General features: G+C 46.4%; 15 protein-coding genes. 2 read left to right on the plus strand and 13 right to left on the minus strand.

Annotated elements, in window-relative coordinates; translation table 11 throughout:
* Positions 1–33: 33 nt before the first annotated feature.
* Positions 34–759 (plus strand): energy transducer TonB, encoded by a 726-nt coding sequence (locus B0D95_RS05850; protein WP_078043020.1) that lies wholly within the window; start codon positions 34–36, stop codon positions 757–759.
* Positions 760–838: 79 nt separating this feature from the next.
* On the opposite strand, the gene B0D95_RS05855 is transcribed toward B0D95_RS05850, so the two are convergent.
* From B0D95_RS05855 to B0D95_RS05885, 7 genes are all read right to left on the minus strand, one after another.
* Complete coding sequence (locus B0D95_RS05855) at positions 839–1,306, minus strand: hypothetical protein (protein ID WP_078043021.1); 468 nt, start codon at positions 1,304–1,306, stop codon at positions 839–841.
* A 77-nt stretch (positions 1,307–1,383) separates the two neighbouring features.
* Positions 1,384–2,325, minus strand: a complete 942-nt coding sequence (locus B0D95_RS05860) for a porin (RefSeq protein WP_078043022.1) — start codon at positions 2,323–2,325, stop codon at positions 1,384–1,386.
* Positions 2,326–2,467: 142 nt separating this feature from the next.
* On the minus strand, positions 2,468–3,208 hold the full coding sequence (locus B0D95_RS05865; protein ID WP_078043023.1) for a DUF2063 domain-containing protein: 741 nt from the start codon (positions 3,206–3,208) through the stop codon (positions 2,468–2,470).
* The gene (locus B0D95_RS05870) at positions 3,205–4,047 is read right to left on the minus strand and encodes a DUF692 domain-containing protein (protein ID WP_078043024.1); all 843 of its coding nucleotides are present in this window, start codon (positions 4,045–4,047) and stop codon (positions 3,205–3,207) included. The genes B0D95_RS05865 and B0D95_RS05870 overlap by 4 nt, the downstream gene beginning before the upstream one ends.
* Positions 4,048–4,052: 5 nt before the next feature.
* Positions 4,053–4,403, minus strand: a complete 351-nt coding sequence (locus B0D95_RS05875; protein ID WP_168172406.1) for a hypothetical protein — start codon at positions 4,401–4,403, stop codon at positions 4,053–4,055.
* Positions 4,404–4,545: 142 nt separating this feature from the next.
* Positions 4,546–8,508, minus strand: coding sequence for an ATP-dependent RNA helicase HrpA (gene hrpA, locus B0D95_RS05880; RefSeq protein WP_078043025.1), 3,963 nt, complete (start codon positions 8,506–8,508; stop codon positions 4,546–4,548).
* Between the two features lie 77 nt (positions 8,509–8,585).
* The gene (locus tag B0D95_RS05885) at positions 8,586–9,602 is read right to left on the minus strand and encodes a cupin-like domain-containing protein (protein ID WP_078043026.1); all 1,017 of its coding nucleotides are present in this window, start codon (positions 9,600–9,602) and stop codon (positions 8,586–8,588) included.
* Positions 9,603–9,919: 317 nt separating this feature from the next.
* Here B0D95_RS05885 and B0D95_RS05890 point away from each other — a divergent pair, with 317 nt between their 5' ends.
* Entirely contained in the window at positions 9,920–10,630 is a 711-nt protein-coding gene (locus tag B0D95_RS05890) for a DUF6445 family protein (protein WP_078043027.1), read from the plus strand.
* Positions 10,631–10,640: 10 nt separating this feature from the next.
* Here B0D95_RS05890 and B0D95_RS05895 read toward each other — a convergent pair whose 3' ends face one another.
* From B0D95_RS05895 to B0D95_RS05920, 6 genes are all read right to left on the minus strand, one after another.
* On the minus strand, positions 10,641–11,372 hold the full coding sequence (locus B0D95_RS05895; RefSeq protein ID WP_168172407.1) for a SapC family protein: 732 nt from the start codon (positions 11,370–11,372) through the stop codon (positions 10,641–10,643).
* 44 nt (positions 11,373–11,416) lie between these two features.
* Positions 11,417–12,988 carry a tryptophan halogenase family protein gene (locus B0D95_RS05900; protein WP_078043029.1) on the minus strand — a complete coding sequence of 524 codons (1,572 nt, stop codon included), beginning with the start codon at positions 12,986–12,988 and terminating at the stop codon, positions 11,417–11,419.
* A 159-nt stretch (positions 12,989–13,147) separates the two neighbouring features.
* Entirely contained in the window at positions 13,148–16,096 is a 2,949-nt protein-coding gene (locus tag B0D95_RS05905; RefSeq protein ID WP_168172408.1) for a TonB-dependent receptor, read from the minus strand.
* A gap of 419 nt (positions 16,097–16,515) precedes the next feature.
* On the minus strand, positions 16,516–16,983 hold the full coding sequence (locus B0D95_RS05910) for a Dps family protein (protein ID WP_078043031.1): 468 nt from the start codon (positions 16,981–16,983) through the stop codon (positions 16,516–16,518).
* 153 nt (positions 16,984–17,136) lie between these two features.
* Positions 17,137–17,631 carry a GNAT family N-acetyltransferase gene (locus tag B0D95_RS05915; RefSeq protein WP_078043032.1) on the minus strand — a complete coding sequence of 165 codons (495 nt, stop codon included), beginning with the start codon at positions 17,629–17,631 and terminating at the stop codon, positions 17,137–17,139.
* Positions 17,631–19,643 carry a vWA domain-containing protein gene (locus B0D95_RS05920; RefSeq protein WP_246841739.1) on the minus strand — a complete coding sequence of 671 codons (2,013 nt, stop codon included), beginning with the start codon at positions 19,641–19,643 and terminating at the stop codon, positions 17,631–17,633. The genes B0D95_RS05915 and B0D95_RS05920 overlap by 1 nt, the downstream gene beginning before the upstream one ends.
* Positions 19,644–19,825 lie beyond the last annotated feature (182 nt).

The following is a 19,825-nucleotide window of genomic DNA, read 5'->3' on the forward strand; positions in this document are numbered from 1 at the left end:
ATAACCGCATAAATGATTCACGAGGAGCACCCTATGACTAACAATATTCTTAAAAAAATGATTCGCTCACTGGTAATGTTAGCGGCAGTTGCACCATTTGCGAGCTATGCAGCCGCATACACTCCCGCAAAGTTTGGTAATGCCCAAGAAACCTTGAGCAAACAAGTCACACTGCCCACTTCATTTGGTGAAGGTGTACGTACAGTGGCGGTTTACTGCCAAGCCGACATAATGACAAGCGGCAATATCAATGCTGTCACCTGCTATGAAAATAGCCCATTGGTATCCATGCAGAAAGTAACAGAATCCGCCCTCAAATCTGCCACCTTTACCCCTGCTACCATCGATGGCAACGCCGTACCTGTGAGAATGCAATTACGTGTTGTTTACTCATTAGGTGGAACTCAGGCCCCCATAGTCTTGCTGCCGAATCTGGGAACCCTGCAAGCGCAATACGGTACTCATTACTACGCGCCACAAGAACGTTTGGATACCAGTGACTGGTATGCCAACTACACCACGAAAGAACATGGCGACGGTAAATTATTTTTTGCTGAAGGCAAAATGACTCGCGTTATGGCAACGATTGAAGCTGACGGAAAAGTAGAAACGGTGAGCACGATTGAGGCGGCATTGCGCAAACAAGCCGATGCTACCAGCATTGAAAACTCGTTGAAAAAATCGAAATTTATCCCGGGTTTTGTCCAGGACACGCCCACCGCTATGCATTACATCGCCGTGGTTAATTACAAAAAATAGTCTTGTACATGAACCAGAAAAAAGGCCGCACTCGTATGCGGCCTTTTACTTTGTAAGTATATTCAGCGCTGGCCAACACTTACAAACAAGAATAGTGCAGACTCAATTCAATGCGCCCCATGGGCAATGAACGATAGCTTTCATTTAATAGACTAAACCCTTTAGTACAACGCTCCATAATTTTGGGTAGCAATTGATTTTTTGCCAGGGCTACATTAGCCCACTGATCAACCTCTACGCTCAATACCGGTACATTTTTTAGTCCATTCTGAGCTTGGCTCGTCACCACTGTTGTAGATGCCATCTGTGCCTGAGGTTGCACACCATCAGCATCCGATGTACTGAGTACCGCGCCTTCATTTCCTTTTTTAAAGGCTTTTTGCAAAAAGCCATTTAAACCCTTGTCACTGTAATCGCACTCTTTTTGGTTGAGATCCATCGAATCTGCTGCATCAACAGCGTTATCACATGTATCTTCAGCAAACGCATATGTCATGCCACTAGTGGCTAACCAAATTATCAATAAAGAGCCGTATATTTTTTTCATCGTTTCATCTCAGCTTTATCAAGCAAGAAAAAACAAAGGGTGCCTAAGCACCCTTTGTTTATCATCAGAGCGTGGTACTAAAATTTGAAATCCAGACCCACACCAACATAAGTGTCATCGCGTGTCTCAGGTTCATTTTCCACTTTGGTGATGTAAGAGTAAAGAGTAGCTGCTTTTGTCATCTTGTAGTCAAGACCAATGCTTGCACTTTCCCCATCAGCCATTTTAACGTCGGATTGACCGTATTGAGCTTTTGCTGCCCACTTATCAGTCACATTCCACAATGCAGATACCAGTACACCATCTTCATCTACAACGCCATTGTCATAGTTCTCTGCCAAGAGGCCGAACTGGAAAGCGCCAACATTAAAGCGGCCTACTACACGAATTAAATCTACACCTTCAGCTTCAACATCCTGATCCATAGCGACACCAACATATAACATTGTGCTGGTGTAGCCGAAAGAAGCAGAAATACCATTGCCTGGCTCGGTGCCAGCAGGGTTGTTTTGCTTGAATGTACCATCATTTTCTTCAGTTACATATGCAACCGAACCTGCAAAACCACCACCGAAAGTTGGTGTGGTGTATTGAACGATGTTACTTGCGCGGATCTCGCCTTTGAATATTTGGGTAATATCGCCTTCGAGATCATTAAACAGATCTACTTTTTCCTGGGCAACTTTGGTTGGGGTATCGAAATGACCACCAATAAATGTACCTGCAGTGCCTTGCAAACCAAGGAAAATGTTGCGCTGACCGAATGTCTGGCTACCGTTAGTGCCATCATCCACTTCAGTTTGATATTCAAACTGATAGATAACCTTCAAACTGGAATTGATGTCCTCACCGCCTTTCAGACCAATGCGGGAAGCATTGCTGACCAGCTCTACACGACTGTCAGCTACTTCGTCGGCATGCTGAATAGCAACATTCGCTTTACCGTAAACAATTACGTCAGCAACTGCAGCTACTGGGAAAAGAGAGGCCACAACCAGGGCCAGTAATGATTTTTTCATGGAGTCGTCTCCTAGAGATGATAAAGATGTTCATTTCCTGAACACCGGTCTTTGGGCTAAAACATGACGCTTATGTGTCATTGTTGTTGCCATTATGTGAACCTAAGATTACAAAATTATGACAACGCGCAATGATAGCTGATTAAGCTATTGGATAAAGTACATCCAGTTCGCATAACGCTTTCACAAGCGACTCGGCTTCAGACTTTAACTGTTCGGGATGAGGATGCTGTAACTCTTCCGCGATGATTGACAACAACTCGCCTAAATAAGCACCAGTGTTGGCATGCATCAGATAAAGTAAACGTGATGTCAGCGGGTTAACAGTCATAAATCGAACCTGATCAGCACGGTTGCGATAAACCACCAAAGCTACAGCGTCAGGAGTTGTGGTTTTAAACTGCGGGGAGATTTTATGGACGGGGTACTGATAATGCAATGCAACCGCCAAGGGAGATACGCAAAAAGTGGCGCCAAAAATATCATTTGGCACCGATATCAACGCAGGAAGCTGCGCCTCGCTAATATCCAAGGCCAATTCAACCCATTCATAATGGGCTAGCTCAGCAATAAATGGTAACTCGCTGAGCAATACTGATTGCTGGGTAATAAATTGCAAAAACTCTTCACTGATTTCCAAAAAATAAGGCGTTTGGCAGCGGTGACTCTTAATAAATTGACGAACCAATCCGTGCCACTGCTCATCACTCAACACCGAACGCAATACGGGAAATACACCTGCAATCAAATTCTCAATGTTGTTGTAAATTAAATCACAATAAATATCCATACGCCGCACCTCCATCCCTGCGGGAATGGGCTGCTCATCCGGTGCGCGTAAATATTTCGCAAAATCTATTTGTGTTTGCTGAAATGTTTTCATCGGATAAAAGTATTGGATTGGTGCTTTTTGATAAGCGCTAACTCTGCCATTAATTCAGGCACAGGAGGAATATTAAAATCACGCTCAAGCAAAGTAGGTCGTACACCAAAAAGTGCATAGGCCTTTGCGAGTATGTCCCATACCGGTTGAATCACTGCGGCACCATGGGTATCTACCCGTAAATCCTCTGCTTCTTTGTAATGCCCGGCAATATGAATATATGCCGTACGCTCGCCTGGCAGGCTCGCTAAAAACTCATAGGGGTCATAACCATGGTTAATGCTGTTGACGTAAATATTATTTACATCCAGCAAGAGCGCACAATCTGCCTTTTTAATTACCGCGTTAATAAATTCGCTCTCACTCATTTCTTGCTGGGGCGCGCAGTAATAGGATGAGTTTTCTATGGCAATGCGCATGCCTAAAATATCTTGCGCCTGCTGTATGCGCTGCGCCACATAATCAACAGCGTCTTCGGTAAAAGGAATTGGTAATAGATCATACAACTGACCATCGTCAGAACAATAACTGAGATGCTCACTGTAATAGCGAATACCGTGTTCCTGCATAAGCTTTTTAATTGCGCGTAACAGTTCAGTATTCAGGGGCGCCGGGGAGCCAATCGATAAGGACAAGCCATGGCACACAAAAGGGAAACGTTCGGTGTAGCGGCGAAATTGCTTTCCTAATCGCCCACCAAGGTTGATCCAGTTTTCCGGCGCTACTTCCATGAACTGGATATCATCCGTAGTGGCCTGTTCCAGACTATTCAACAAACTCCGACGCAGGCCCAAGCCTGCACCGGAGATAGGAGCTACATAATCAGCAGTAGATAACAAACCTATTATTCCGCTTTTTTATCAGCGCCACATTTGCCTTCGCCGCATTTACCTTCGGCATCCGCTTTTTTCTCTGCACCACACTTGCCTTCTGCGTCCGATTTTTTATCAGCACCGCATTTGGCTTCACCACACTTGTGTTCGCCATCTGCTTTTTTATGCTCGGCGCCGCATTTAGCTTCACCGCACTTGTGCTCACCTTCACTCTTATTGCTGTTGTCCGCTAGCGTATAACCGGTAGTCATGTTGTTTGCAGCAAAAGTAGCATCGGCGGCAGAAGCCATGGGTGCCAAAGTCGCAGAAGCGGCAAATGCAACGCCCATTAACGCCGACATGGAAGAGATTTTGTTATTCATAAAAGACTCCGTTGTATTAATACGAGTGTGGGATTGAAAATAACATCAATGGATTAACCAACTCCAGGAACTGGTTACACTATAGAAGCACAACCCTTGGATTTGTTACAACCAAGGCCAGTTTTTTCCCTATACCACTCTGCTAGCCTTGAGCCACTAGCATAGCCTGCTCCCATTGTTTATCCAAACGTTTGTCAGAGACTGGCACTAAAGTCTTGAGCGTCTGCGCAAACAAGGAGATACGCAACTCTTCAATCCACCAGCGATACTCCAATAGTGCGTCATTCTGCGCCAACCGGTAATCGCCCTCTTTGGCCAAATAATCCACCAGCCGCTGCCAGTGAGGAGCGATCTCAGCCAACTGCAACTTGTCTTTTTGTGGATTGAGCGCCGCCTTCTCCAAGCGCTGCTGGATACCTCGCATATACTTGGGATATTGATGCAACCACACAGCAGGCGTTTTATACACCAACCCCGGATAAAATAACTGCGCCAGTTGGTGATTAATATCACTCACGGTAAACGCCAGCATCAGCATATTCTTTTGTTGTTTAAGTTGTTTTTTAACATCCACCAACAATTTCAAACTGGCGATTAACTGTGAAGCTAACTCTTGTGTATGCAGGATCAGTTTATCCTTAACCGCATTTACCGCACGTTCAAAGGCAGCATGGCTGCGTGGCAATTGCTGTTGATCTGCCAAAGCCAGGTGTTTTATGGAAGCCATGATTAAATCATCGGCTACCTGATCACGATTACCAATACCCGCCAGAGTCAGTGCAACCTCCTGCCCTTTTAATAACTCTTTCTGCAAATATTTCACGGTTTGATTCAGCGCTAAAAAAATTAATCGCGCAATACCACGCTGGGTTAAATCCTGTGCTTGCAAGGGATTATCCAGCACTTGAAGTGACACCGCGCTCTGTTTATCAACCAATGCCGGATAAGCGCGAATACTGATTCCACCGCGAGGCAATTGCATACTTAAGGGCAGCTCAGCAAAATCCCACGTAACTATGCCATCGCGTTCGATATCGGTTGCGGCGGATTGAATATTTTGTTGTACACGTTCGCGGTATTTATCGCGCAATGGCGCCAAGTCACGACCACTGGCAATAATTTTTCCTTTGTCATCGACCACATGAATATTAAAGCGGTAGTAATCATCGACGTTGGTTTCCAGCCATGCCTCTTTGGGAACTTCAACGCCTGTGAGCCGTTTTAGTTGTAATGCCAAGGCTTCACTGAGCGGTTTATTATCTGGTGTAAGTGCCGCGAGTATTTTATCCACCACGTCTGGCACTGGCACAAAGTGTTTGCGCAGGTTTTTAGGTAGTGACTTCAAAAGACCAATACATTTATCGCGCAACATACCGGGCACTAACCACTCAAGGCGGTGCTCAGGTACTTGATGCAATACACTCATCGGCACATGAATGCTCACACCATCGAAGGCGTGATTGGGCTCAAAGTGATAGCTGAGTGGGAACACCATGCCGCGCCATTCCAATTCGTTGGGAAACTGCGCTTGGGTGATATCGCCCGCACCGTGCCGCATCAGGGTTTCACGGGTAAGGAACAGCACTTTGGGATTGGTTTGCTCTGCTTTTTTACGCCAGGCCTCAAAGCCCGCTAGATTCACAACATGAGAGGGAATGCGCTCATGGTAAAAATCAAAAATAACTTGCTCATCCACCACTATGTCACGGCGGCGCGCCTTGGATTCCAACTCCTCCAATTCACCCAGTAACTGCAGTTGATGGGAAAAAAAATCGGTTTCGGGATTTTTGTTACGCAAGCTTTTTCGTTTGGGGTGCTGATCATACTGCCCTTCCACTAGCGCTGACCGAATAAATACATCGCGGCACTGGGCAGGGTCAATATGGCTGTAGCTAACCGATTTTTTCTCAACAATGGTTAATCCATAAAGTGTAATTTTTTCAAACACCATCACCTGCCCGCTGCGACTGTCATAGTGCGGCTCAAAATGCTGGCGCTTAATTAAATGCTCCGCTGCGGCAATCACCCACTCCGGCTCGATTTTAGCAACTGTGTGCGCAAATAATTTGGAGGTTTCAATCAGCTCTGCTGCCATGATCCATTTGGGTGTTTTTTTGGCGAGTGATGATCCCGGGAAAATAGCAAACTTACGATTGCGAGCGCCCAGGTATTCGCGCTCTTCGTGATTAAACCCAAGGTTGCCCAGCAATCCTGTTAAAAGCGCCTTGTGAATGGACTCGTAATTGGCTGGCTCACTGTTGACGCGAATCCCCAAATCTTTAACGGCTACACATAACTGGTGATGCACATCGCGCCATTCACGCAAGCGCAAATAGGACAAAAACTCTTTTTTACACAGTTTGCGCAGTTGATTTTGCGTAAGCGCTTGCCGTTGGGTTTCAAAATAATCCCACAAGCCAACAAACCCGAGAAAATCTGAATGTTCAGCCCAAAAACGGCGATGCATCTGATCTGCCGCTTGCTGCTTTTCTGCCGGGCGCTCACGCGGGTCTTGCACTGACAGTGCACTGGAGATGATCAGTAATTCACGCACACAAGACTGCTCTTGCGCTGACAACAACATTCGCGCAAGGCGAGGATCAAGCGGTAGCTTACTCAGCTGTTGCCCTACGGGAGTTAATTGGTTTTTTGCGTTAACCGCGTGCAATTCTTCTAATAATTTAAAACCGTCACTTATCAGGCGATGATCAGGCGCATCGATAAAGGGAAATTTATGAATATCGCCCATGCGCAGTTGCAACATTTGTAAAATGACCGCGGCGAGATTGGTGCGCAGAATTTCTGCATCGGTAAATGCGGGGCGAGAATTAAAATCGTCTTCACTGTACAAACGAATACAAATACCTTCAGCAACACGCCCACAGCGACCTTTACGCTGGTTGGCGCTTGCTTGTGATACAGGTTCAATCGGCAAACGCTGTACTTTTGTGCGGTAGGAATAACGACTGATACGCGCAAAACCCGGATCGATCACATAGCGAATACCCGGTACCGTAATGGAGGTTTCTGCCACGTTTGTGGCCAGTACAATACGGCGACCAGTATGCGCAGCAAAGACTTTTTGCTGCTCAGCCAAACTCAAACGCGCGTAAAATGGAATCACTTCCATATGGGCAAACTGCGCTTTACGCAGCGCCTCTGCTGCTTCGCGAATTTCGCGCTCACCGCTCAAAAACACTAGGATGTCGCCACCACGCGGGCCCGATCCGGTTTTTTCGTGCAACTCGATTTCGTGTACAGCATCGACAATCGCCGCGTATTGATCAGATTCGTTTTCACTTTCATCGCTGCCTTCGAACTCGTAAAGCGGGCGATACCAGACCTCAACCGGATAGGTACGGCCAGACACCTCAATAATCGGCGCATTATTGAAATGTTGCGAAAAGCGTTCAAGGTCGATAGTCGCCGAGGTAATAATGAGCTTCAAATCAGGGCGCTTGGGCAAAAGTTGTTTTAAATAACCCAGCAAAAAATCGATATTCAAACTGCGCTCATGGGCTTCATCGATGATGAGCGTATCGTATTTATTCAGGAAGGGATCATGCTGGATTTCTGCCAACAAAATCCCGTCTGTCATGACTTTGATTAGAGTATTTTCGTTGGACTGGTCACTGAAACGAACCTGGTATCCGACTTTTTCGCCTAGCGTGGTTTTTAATTCCTCCGCTATACGATTCGCCACCGTATTGGCAGCAATGCGGCGTGGCTGAGTGTGGCCAATTAGCCCTTTCACACCACGACCTATAGTCAAACAAATTTTAGGAATTTGCGTGGTTTTACCCGAACCAGTTTCGCCAGCAAGTACCACGACCTGATTGTTGGCGATTATCTGTGCAATCTCTTCACGCTTTTCACAGACAGGTAAATTAGGGAACTCAATCTCTGCAGGAACCAATGCCAGACGACGCTGCACACTGGCTTGTGAACGCGCTAGCTGCGCGTGCCATTTTTCCAGGGATTCTGCATAAGGCTTTTCAGCGCGGGCGAGTTTTTCAAGTTCATTGAGGCGGCGAACCAGTTTGTACTGGTCCTGCCCCATGACATTCACGATAGATTGTTTATAACTTGACCAAATATTTGACATATCGACTCAGCGTAATGCCCGGTGCAATGTGGATTCATCGCGCCGGTAAATAGCGGAGGATAATACAGCGGGGGCTATTAACGATTCAAACGATTGATCAACCAAGCGCGCAATTGCCGGGACTTCATATCATCCAGCGGTGCTAAAAGGCCTTGCGCAGCAGGAGGAATATTTTCGCGCGGGCGGTCGCTATCGCCAAAAATATAAAAGTCGAACAATGCCTTCCACGCCGCTTTTTCACGCTCGGGTAAATCGCGAATGCCCAATATCGCATGCCTCAGAACATTCACCGCCGGGCCAACAAAGTCGGGGGAGGTACGCCACCAATAGTTCACCAGGATGTTAAATGGACTCAGCCCTTCAATGTGGTGCCACCACATGCTGGGCAGATACAGCGCATCCCCCGGCTCCAGCTCGGCAACCTGCGCAGCGGCAATGGCGTCACGAAAACGCGGGAACTTCTCAAAGTCAGGGTTGGCAAAATCGACCAGACTGATTTGCTGACCGGCAGGGTTAAAATCCAAGGGGCCGGGATACAAATTATCCACCTGCTCTGGCGGGAAAATAGTGAAGCGGCGTTTACCAACCACGCTGCAAGCGAGGTTATCTGGTGCATCAAAATGGCAGGAAATACGTGATTTGTTGCCAATCCAAATACTGACCAGCGGGTCCTTGTCCATGGGGATGGTTACATCATTCTGCGCGCGAAAGCCCGGCAAACAGACATCTACGGTGGTAGATCCCACATAAAACGTGGGGGGTTGCTCATCATCTTTATGCTCAAGCAACTTGTCCAGCACCTGATCCAGACGCACACGCTCTGATGCGTAATTCAGTGCGGTCATCTCCTGATTATAAAAATAGTGCCCATTATTTTCGGGAGCACCTAAAAAGGTTCCCACGGTTTTACCATCATAAAACGCACGCAAATAAGCATCGGCCTCTTCATGAGAGCGCAACCCGGCCTGCGTCAAAGGCCAGTCACGCGCCACGCCCTTGAGCACCAGAGGCTCGTTAGTGCTGAGTAGTTCTGCCGGAATATTCTGAGGGTCTATGCCCTGCACTTCTTTCACTCGTGTTGGAATGTCTAGCATGATCAATTCTTCTTGTGAGTCACAACAGGCTGTTAGGGGCTGATAAGCCGTTTTATCAACCGCGATTATTGTAAGAGTACAGCGAATTTGACCACTAATATCCGCCAAATACAATTGATATAGATCATCTAACCCAAGGACCAAGGAACAGCGGGCAAGACTATTTGTAGTAGATGAAAAGGGCAGGATCAACACCCTTGAAACTTTATCTGCACTCCAAGAAAACAGTCTGTTTGCTTTATAAACCAATCTTATTTATAGAAGTTCATCACGAAATCCGCAATAATCCATAAGAGAAAAATGAATGGTTTACTATCATGACTAGCAACAACTTTTGCCCACCATTACACCCGCAATTCCGTTATCGCATTGACATTATCGGCAATGAAAAAACACCCGTATTGGTGATTGATAATTTTTTACATGAAGCAGAAGCCTTGCTCGGTTTTGCGGTGAAGTTTGGCGAGTTTCGCGACGGAACAGAGTTCTACCCCGGAATACAGTCCAATGCACCGGAATTTTATAGCTACGCATTGCAAACTTATTTGCCAGATCTTATATGTGAGGCATTTAATCTCAACCGGGAAAATATAAATTACTCTTTATCGACCTATTCACTGATACTAACTCCACCGTCACGATTGGCACTTCCGCAATCAAGACCACATGTTGATACGATCCATAAAGAAAAACTCGCTTGTGTACATTATCTTTGCACACCAGATAAGGGGGGCACATCTTTTTATCGCCATAGAGCAACTGGCTTTGAGCAACTTTCACCCGAGCGAATGGATATTTACGGCGAACATCTTGAAATAGAAGCGCTGGATACGAGCTGGCATAAAAAATACATTAATGGCTCAAACCGATACTACGAAGAAATTGGCAGATATGAGGCCAGCTTCAACCGCTTGATTATGTATCCCAGCGATCTATTACATTCTGCCTCAATTCCAGAAAACTTCCAGTTCCGACCCAACCCGATTATTGGGCGACTGACATTAAATAGCTTTATTTTTTTGAAATAATGCAAGCAATTTACTGAGCAGATAGCCTTGCCTCAACACGGGCAATTAGCTTGAGGACATTCGCATGGGAGGCCAATATCATATAAATGCATTCTAAAAAACCTTTAGCATGCAATTCTGCTACTGCACTGCCCCCCAAACCGTTTAACTTATCTTCATTAATGGTATAGAGGCCTGCAAGATTATTTTGCTCACCACTCTTTAATGTAATCTCTAATGCAACCACTTCAAGCAGTTCACTTGCTAATAACATGTCGACAAATTGCTCATTTAATTCTGTGCCATATTGGATGTACTCTAATAACTCCACCATTGTTTCCAAATACGGGGAATAGCCACCATGAGGCAGAAATACTGGGTCGCCAGCAACTTCACTAAGGCGCGGGCTATCCATATCAACATACACTAACCGACTTGGCTGCTCCCCCTCGCCCGGCTTAGGTGGTTGAACACCAATTAAAAATGGACGCCTTTTAACAGATGCAGGAATATATTGTGCATCCCACCCCGCTTCGGACAAAAACACATTTTCATTTTGGCGCAACCCCATGAGCGCAACAGGAATAAACTTCCCTGTTTCAGCATTTTTCTTGAGAAAAATAGGGTATTCATTTTGGATTGCACGAAACTCCTGGGGAAAGGTCACCACAGAAATTTCATTATCGCCATACTGCGACGAATAATCACGAATAACACGCATATTTCTATGATCAACATTATTCAATAAAGCAAAATTTGGCATAGTGTCTCCTGGAGAAAGCATCTCCAATATTGTGATATTCACGCTTAAATAGTCTGCAAACCATACAGCTTTATTTTTTCTATCAGTTCGCGATTAGGTTGCAATATTTTTCTCAGTTGCTGAATGTGCTGGGCATTTTCCATAAACAAGGCTTCAGCTTTTCTTAATTTCCTATCGCACAACGGCTTTCCACCAAGAGCATATCTATCTACACCTGCGGACTCCGTCATGCCCCTCATACCATAATAAACATATTGGTAGCTGGCTGAAGGAAACATTTCCTCACGTCGCATTTCATCATGCAACCACGGAGATTGCACCTTCCACAAAGCCAATAATTCTTGCAAGCTATCGGGAATAGTGCCAGCAAGACAATTATCTCGCCAGTATTCTGTGTCAGTACGCTTTGTTAGCACATAATGCAGTTTTAGAAAATCAATGATTCGTCTCCAATGATGCCCTAAGGTATTGTTGAAACGTTTGGCAACAATATCCATAGTGCTGCGATTGACAGGAAATTGTTCTGCGATCATTTTTGCAGAGATTTCAATCAATACTAGTGCGGTCGCTTCCAATGGTTCAATAAAGCCAGCCGCCAAACCAATCGCCACACAATTTTTATGCCAGAATGTGTCTCTATGGCCGGGGTTAAATGAAATTTTTCTGACAGACAATTCTTCTGCCATTTTTTCACCGACTGAAGGGGCGATGTAATTGCGCAACTCACGCTCAGCAAGCTCATCTGTAGTATAGCGGCTGGAAAAAACATGACCAATGCCGCGGCGGGACTGCAAACCTATATCCCAAATCCATCCGTTGGTTTGTGCAGTGGATAAAGTGTGCGATGCAATCGCATCTGCATTTTCAATATAAGGAATTTGGACTGCAAGGGCAGAATCATTAAAGAGAACATGTTGTTGCGAGACAAATGGAACTTTGTAATGCTGACCAAGCAGCATTGACGACAATCCAGTGCAATCTACAAACAGATCACCCACCACTTCACCTTGGGTATCTGTATTGACTGACCTGATGTCACCATTTTCATGGGAATTGATGACGGTGACGTTTGCACTAATGTAGTTAACACCTAGCTTTTCTACACAGTGTTTATGCAAAAATGGCGCAAACTTTCCTGCGTCCAAATGGTATCCATAATTTAATACAGCACTAAACTCTGGCGAAGTGATTTGTTTAGGGGCATATCCCAAATCGCACACAGCCGCCTGGGGGCAAACTGCACTTGCAAAGGGAATTTTTTCTTTGAAAGGCAACCAAAAAGGCGCGAGATTTATTTCATGGTATTTGGCTGGCAGCGTAAATGGATGATAGTAATCATCGTCTTTTGACAAGCTAGTCCAGCGGGAAAACTTGGAGCCTTGCTTGAAACTGGCATCGCATTCGCGAAAAAAATCCGTTTCCGATATCCCCATTGATTGCAAAGTTGCACGCATGGTAGGCCAAGTGCCCTCGCCCACACCGATAGGAGCAACATCTGGTGATTCTATGAGACTTACCTGGACATGGTTTGGGCTTGTTGCCGCAATAATGCCCGCAGCCAACCAACCTGCAGAGCCTCCGCCCACTATTACAACCCGGGTTACATGATCAGCCATAAACGACCTATAGAACTTCTAATAATTTTTATTGGCGAGTAATAATTTTATTGGAAAGCAGCATGAACAAAAACAACATTAGGGAAAACAGGTTAAAAAAGCCGCTGTTTCCAGCGGCTTTTTACTTGCCGAAACAATCAACTACAACAACTAATAAAATTAGAAGCTGTAACGAACGCCCACATTGTAACGAGCACCGGTTTCGATGTAGCTAGACGTCATGCCCGTATCACGTACATAGGTACGAGTATCTTCGTCAGTCAAGTTCAACGCTTCCATAGATACCGTCAGGTTGTCAGTGATGTCGTAGCTTACACTGGCATCCAACTGTCCGTAGGCTTCGGTATAACCTGCGTAACCATTCAAGAAATCATCGCGCCAGTTGTAAGCAAGACGGGCCTGCAAACCATCTTTATCATAGAAACCAATAAAGTTAGCAGAGTCACTCAAACCATAAACAGCAAACTGCGCTCCAGTGGACGCATTGTCAAACTTGGTATCTGAATCCACTAAAGTCGCATTTGCCTGGAAGCCAAAGCCAGACTCACCAAAAGTATGCTGCCACGCAATTTCAATACCATCGATAGAAGCATCTTCGTTGTTAATCGGTCGGCTTATCTCGTAGTTTAGGATTGGATCACCTGCAACCGCTGGAATATGACCCTTCTCATTTACCCATTCAGGACGGTTGGCACGAATCCACTCGGAGATTTGTGGGGGTGTGGCAGTACCACCAAGGGCTGCAAGAGCCTCATTCCAACGCGCACCACCGAAAGGCGTTCGGAAAGGCTCGGATATACCACCCGGCAGATCCGCTGTTGACCCCTCTTCCGGAGCAGAACCACCAATGAAGTCAGCAACGTCTTTTTTGAAGTAACCTAAGGATACATAGCTGGAATCTGAGTAGTACCATTCTGCTGATATATCAAAGTTGGTTGACTCCATTGGTTTCAGGTTTGGGTTACCGGATGAGCCAGTTACTTCACTGCTACGCGGCGCGGCATTCCAGTTGAAGCCACCTCTCAAATCGGCAAAGTCAGCACGCGCGATAGTTTTGCTGACCGACGCACGCGCTTTGATATCATCCGTCAAAGCAATATCAAAATCGAGGTTCGGTAGGGTTTTTGAATAGCTACCAGTGGAGAAACCGTACTCGCTACCAGCAGGCGTCAAGTTATATTCGTTACCCCCCTCCCAATTCGCAAGAGGCAGATAAGCAGACACATACTGAGACGATTCAACATCGGTAGTTTCATAACGCACACCGACTGCCACATTAGCTGGCATGCCCGCAATCTCTGGCTTGAAGCCAAACTGCACGTAAGCAAAGTCAGTGGTTTCTATGGTAAGGTCATCGTTCAGCCCGTCGTTCGCCCTGGCGTTGTCTCGGGTAGTGCAATAGGCTTTTGGACAAGGGCCAGTATCAGAGCCATAGAGCCTTGCACTAACGTCCAACAACTCATCCCAGTTAGCGCGAACAATCGTGTTTTGGAAGTAAGGGCTACTGAACTCTTTGTTATCAAAGTAGTTGGTCAGCCTGTCAACAATCCAGTAGTACTGTGGAATATCACCAATACCATTTTTACCCTGAACACCACCCCAAGTGCCTTGGTTTTGCTGTTGAAGACCAAGGAAATAATATTTGTTGGTGATTTCGTTAGTGCCTACGCCTGCTTTAATGTTGTCTATAAAGCTGTCGTCAAAGGTATAGGTACCTTTTAATTGGTACTCGTCAACACCTGAGTCCTGATCTTGTACGCGGAAAATATTGTTGGTCAACTGCATACGGGAAACATCCGGTACAACGTCATCACGACCATCAGCATACTCGAACTGCATAAGCGGATATTTCTTGGTGAAATCAACACTTACCTTGTAGTCATCGATAATACCGAAGTGGAACTGGTTATTGCCGCCCCACTTACCGTTAGGGCCAGAGTATGAGTCTGAGTTGTGTGCATCAAATTCCACCACCAAGTTATCGGTAGCTTCCCACTTTACATTCAAACCGGCTGACTTAAGGTCAGACTTAGCCTGATTGTGGTTGATAACATAGTTAAGCTCTTTCGTCTTTGCGACTTCGGTGTAAGAAAGTGGATAGGCAGGATTGGTATCGCTCCATTCGATTTCGAGAGAACCATCGTTAGGGCGGGTAAACCAAAGGCCAGTACCAAAGTTGTTTTCTTCACGCTCCTGATTAACGTAGAGGTAATCAGCCGTTACCGTCAGCCTTTCTACTGGTTGGTACTGAATAGTCAACTGAGCGTTGGTGCGCTTGCGGTTTACTTCATTAACACGATACATAATCTCGGAAGGAAGTGAACGACTTCTATTTACCGGCACATCTGTATAACTGGATGGTAAGTCGTCCCAATCACCTATTGGCTTATCAGCCGCATGAGTAAACCAACCACTCACCTGTGACTGGCGGTTGCCACTGTTACGATCCTGATAACTACCGGTCAAAGAAACGCCAATTTTGTCATCAGCGAAGGTATTGCTGAACAACCCGGAAATTTCCGGAGTTATGCCCTCTTCAATGACAGAGGATTGGTCGCTAACGGCCTTAGCTGAAACAACGGCTTTCAAGCCTGGGCTACTCAGCGGACGAGGAGTCAAAATGTTGATTAATGCCCCCATGCCACCGGACTGAACATCTGCACGGCCGCTTTTGAAAACTTCAACACCTGAAATACCTTCAGAGGCTAAGTTAGAAAATTCAAATGAACGGCTGGTACCAAAGGAGGACGCCGGCATTTGACGGCTGTTCAGAGTCACCAGGTTGTAGCCGCTGCCCAAACCACGGACAGTCACTTTACTGCCTTCACCGTTCACACGATCAATGGATACACCAGGGATACGTTGTAAGGATTCTGCAAGGTTAGAGTCGGGCATCTTACCGATATCCTCGGCAGAAATAGCATCCACAACACCGACCGCTTCGCGCTTGATATCCATCGCACGCTGCAAGCTGCCCTTAATACCTGTAACGATGACCTCTTCTAACCCATTGTCTTGCGCCATAGCGGCGCCAGTGAAGCCTGCCAAGGCATAGCTTGCAATAGCGCTAGCAATGATTTTTCTTTTAAAGTTGATTGGGGTTTGCATGAGCATAATCCTCGAACCGTTATTGTTATCGTAACTTGCCGCTCGTCGTGGTCACTGCAAAAGCACAGGACCCTGTGCCAGTTACTCACTAGTCTTTTTTTGTTGCGTTAGGTGCCAAAGTGACATTCACGCGAGGCTATAATTACGCGTTCGAAAAAATTGGGCGTCCGAGTTAACCAGCGCTGCCCAAGGTGGGAAGTTCGAGTTGGGGATTTTTACGCGAACACACAAAAAGACAAATAAAATCAAATAGTTAAAAAAATAAACAACGATTTGAGTGCCACTAATTTTCGTTACCTATTTGGGGCCGACACAGGTAACAATAGGGTGAAGATAAAACCTGGGGCGTTTTTTGGCCGGGATTCAGTGATAAAAAAACCCGGCAAGCCGGGTTTTTGGGAAGAGAACGACAGAACGCATCACTCCAGCAAACTACGTAACATCCAAGCCGTTTTTTCATGCAATTGGATACGCTGGGTAAGCAAGTCTGCGGTTGCTTCATCACTTGCCACCTCAACTGAGGGGTACAGCGAACGCGCGGTGCGTACCACTGCTTCCTGACCTTCCACCAACAAGCGAATCATATCTTTGGCGGCGGGAATACCTTCTTCCTCTTTGATGCTGCTCAATTGGGCATATTGCTTGTAAGTGCCCGGCGCCGGAAAACCCAATGAGCGAATACGTTCGGCAATCAAATCTACCGCCAGCGCTAACTCGTTGTATTGGGTTTCAAACATCAAGTGCAAGGTTTGAAACATAGGGCCAGTTACATTCCAATGAAAGTTGTGGGTTTTCAGGTAGAGGGTATAAGTGTCGGCCAACAGCCTGGATAAACCCTGTGCAATTTCCTCGCGGTTTGCCTGGGAAATTCCGATATCAATATTCATAGAGGCTCCTTTTAACGCGTTTTTGAATCGAGTGCCTTACCTGTGTGCGTCTGAAACACTCGCTCACAGGAGTGCATGTGTTTGTAAGATAGATACTAATAACAAGGTTCACCAGTAGCTTTTGCCTATGGTGCATATTGTCAAATATAGCAATCATGAGATTAGACACGCCGTTTCCGTTATATATCCCATTAACAACCAATCCCGCCCACGGGCGCGATATTGTTCATATTTTTGCTGGATATCTGCCGGGCAATGCTTGGGTTGCAAACTGAATCCGAGACGCAGGTAAAACTGCTCCAAATGCGGCAAGGCAAAGCAATAGCAGCCCTGAGGATGAATCTGCGGTAACAGATACTGCATCAGCAATGTTGCCACGCCCTGCCCGCGCTGATCCTTGGCCACCAGTAAATTGCGCAGCCAAAAATGGCCGGATGCTTGTGGTACAAGGCGCAGTGCGGCCACCATCTCCACCGGTAAGCCTTGTGATGTTGCTGTGTACACAGCGTAGACTGACTCACTGGCGGCAATTTTTACTTTGTAACCCAGGCTGCGATAAAAACGATCCACCAGAGCGTGGCGAGCGGCAGGCTCGGGGCAAACAATATAATCAGCTACTACAGCCACTGAAACATTATGTACAGCCATCAGGTTTTATCTTTGTTGCTATCGTCGTCCATATTATCCAATGGAAACAGGTTGTCAGCCATCAGGTCATCGGGCATTGAGAGGTCCATGCCGGGTGCATCGCCCATCGTGGTGCCATCTTCCATGGGAATAGGCGCTGCCGCTTCATTGGCAACATCGATCACTGGTTGAGTGTCTTTGCTACCCTCTTTCGCCGCCGCTTTTTTGAGCTCCTCAGGTGAAAGGTTTAAGGTTTTTTCCATTTCATCCAGTTCTGAGCGGCTGCCTTTACCGGCAATAACCCGATAGGCAACAAAGCCAAGTGCGAGAACCAAGAGATTGGCGACTGCAATAGCGATGTAAAGCCACAAGTTTGATTTTTCCTCTGCAGCGGGTGGTTCAGCGGCTACAGGAGCCTCTTCACTGCTTGAAGACGATGACTCAGCCGCATGGGAAACAGCCGAAGAAACTGCGCCCGTTACCGCCGCTTCGTCGGGGTAGAAAAAATCATCCAGCGCGATCACTTCACTCAAAGGGCTACCATCAAGCTGTTTGCCCGATACCTGCATGGAAATGTTATAGCGTGCAGTTTCTACAGGTGCGAACGAAAATTCCCAATGGGATTTTTCAATTGCATTCAACTCTCGCTCCAGATTGTTGTCGCGGGAGTTTTTAATGCTAGCGATCACTTTGGTCGTAGCTACATCAACCACTTCGAGATCCGCACTTAATTTATAGACATAGGTTTTTTTATCGCCGACTTGGTCGATGCGTCTCTCCAACTGGAATGCGGAGTCGCTGACATTAACGCGATGCACAAACTCGCGCTTGAAGGTTTTACCATCAATCAGCACCTTAATGTCGTATGCACCTTGAGCACTAAAACCATCCAATTGATCCGCAAAAATGCCGTTTTCCGCCGCTGGCTTTGTCAGGGCACGGGTTTTGGTTTCCAGGCTATCCGCAGGTGTTATAAATACTTCACCCGTTAACAAGCTCAGAAAATCACTGTTGGTGACAGTTTCATTGTTGGCGATAAATGAATAGGCAAGATCCATGGTTTGATTGCGTTTAATGTTGCTGCTGAGAGGCTGAACCACTAGCTGCAAATTACTCACTACCGTCACACGGCTGCCCGGTGCCATTTCTGTTTTTACTTTCCACTGCCCTGCCACCGGTTGCTGGACTGTGATCAGGTCATATTTGTCGGTGCGATACCAATTGACGTTGTTGGCCGGATCGGTCGCTGAATACTCTTTACCATCGGGGGCAATAATCACGGTTGCTGGTACTTCGGCGCGGCGGAAAATCAGCGCGGTAAATTCTTTGATACTGCTATCGACCAAAAACCCATTCTCATCAAGCGGCACACGCTCTGCAGGAACGGCTTGATCAAAAATGCGCAAAAAGGTCGCCATCAATTCATCGGCCGTTTCAGCTACTTCAAAAATCCCATCGGTTGCGATGGATAATTTTTTCATCAGTTCCTGATCCGCATCGGCAGAGAGTGCGATGGTGTGAATGCGGTAATCCGAGCTTTTTAAGCGCGGCAATAACTCTGTGAGTATACGCTTGCGCTCATTCAGGTTAACGACAGCTTCTTTGCTGATGTCTACAACACCGTCGGTCAACAAAATCACATTGCGGCGGTAATCACTCGAGGGGGTTGCGTAATCTGCCGCGGCAGTTTCAAGGGCAGCCCCAATATTGGTAAACAGGGCCACCGAATTAATGGCATTCGCTTTGGCTGCACCCTCTGTACGCCAAGGAGCATCCACTACACGATGCGGCACCAACATGTTGACCGATTGCCCAAATGTCCAAAGGCCGGCCTTACTTTGATCAGGTAGCAAGCGCACAATCAGATCCACTGCCGGTTTGCGCAAATTATTGGGATCCGTTTTTTTCATGCTGCCGGATATATCAATCACAACCCGCACATCCGCCGGTTTGGGCGCAGCAATTTCACTGGCACCACACACCGCAGATACCAGCAGGCATCCCGCCAATAAATAATAAATAACCTGTCGCATGAGCATTTCCACCACAAAAAAATCCACTTTCGCCAGCCTGCATAAGCCTTTTTCTGGCGATATTGCCATTAGTTATAGCAGCTCAGCCCCGATTCGCCATTTATGAAAAAATCGTCTACGTAAAAAGGCTATTAATAAATGCAAAAAAGCCAGCGCTGAGGCTGGCTTTTATACAAGTGGCT

The organism is Cellvibrio sp. PSBB023 (assembly GCF_002007605.1).
In the GTDB taxonomy this organism is placed as follows: Bacteria; Pseudomonadota; Gammaproteobacteria; order Pseudomonadales; family Cellvibrionaceae; genus Cellvibrio.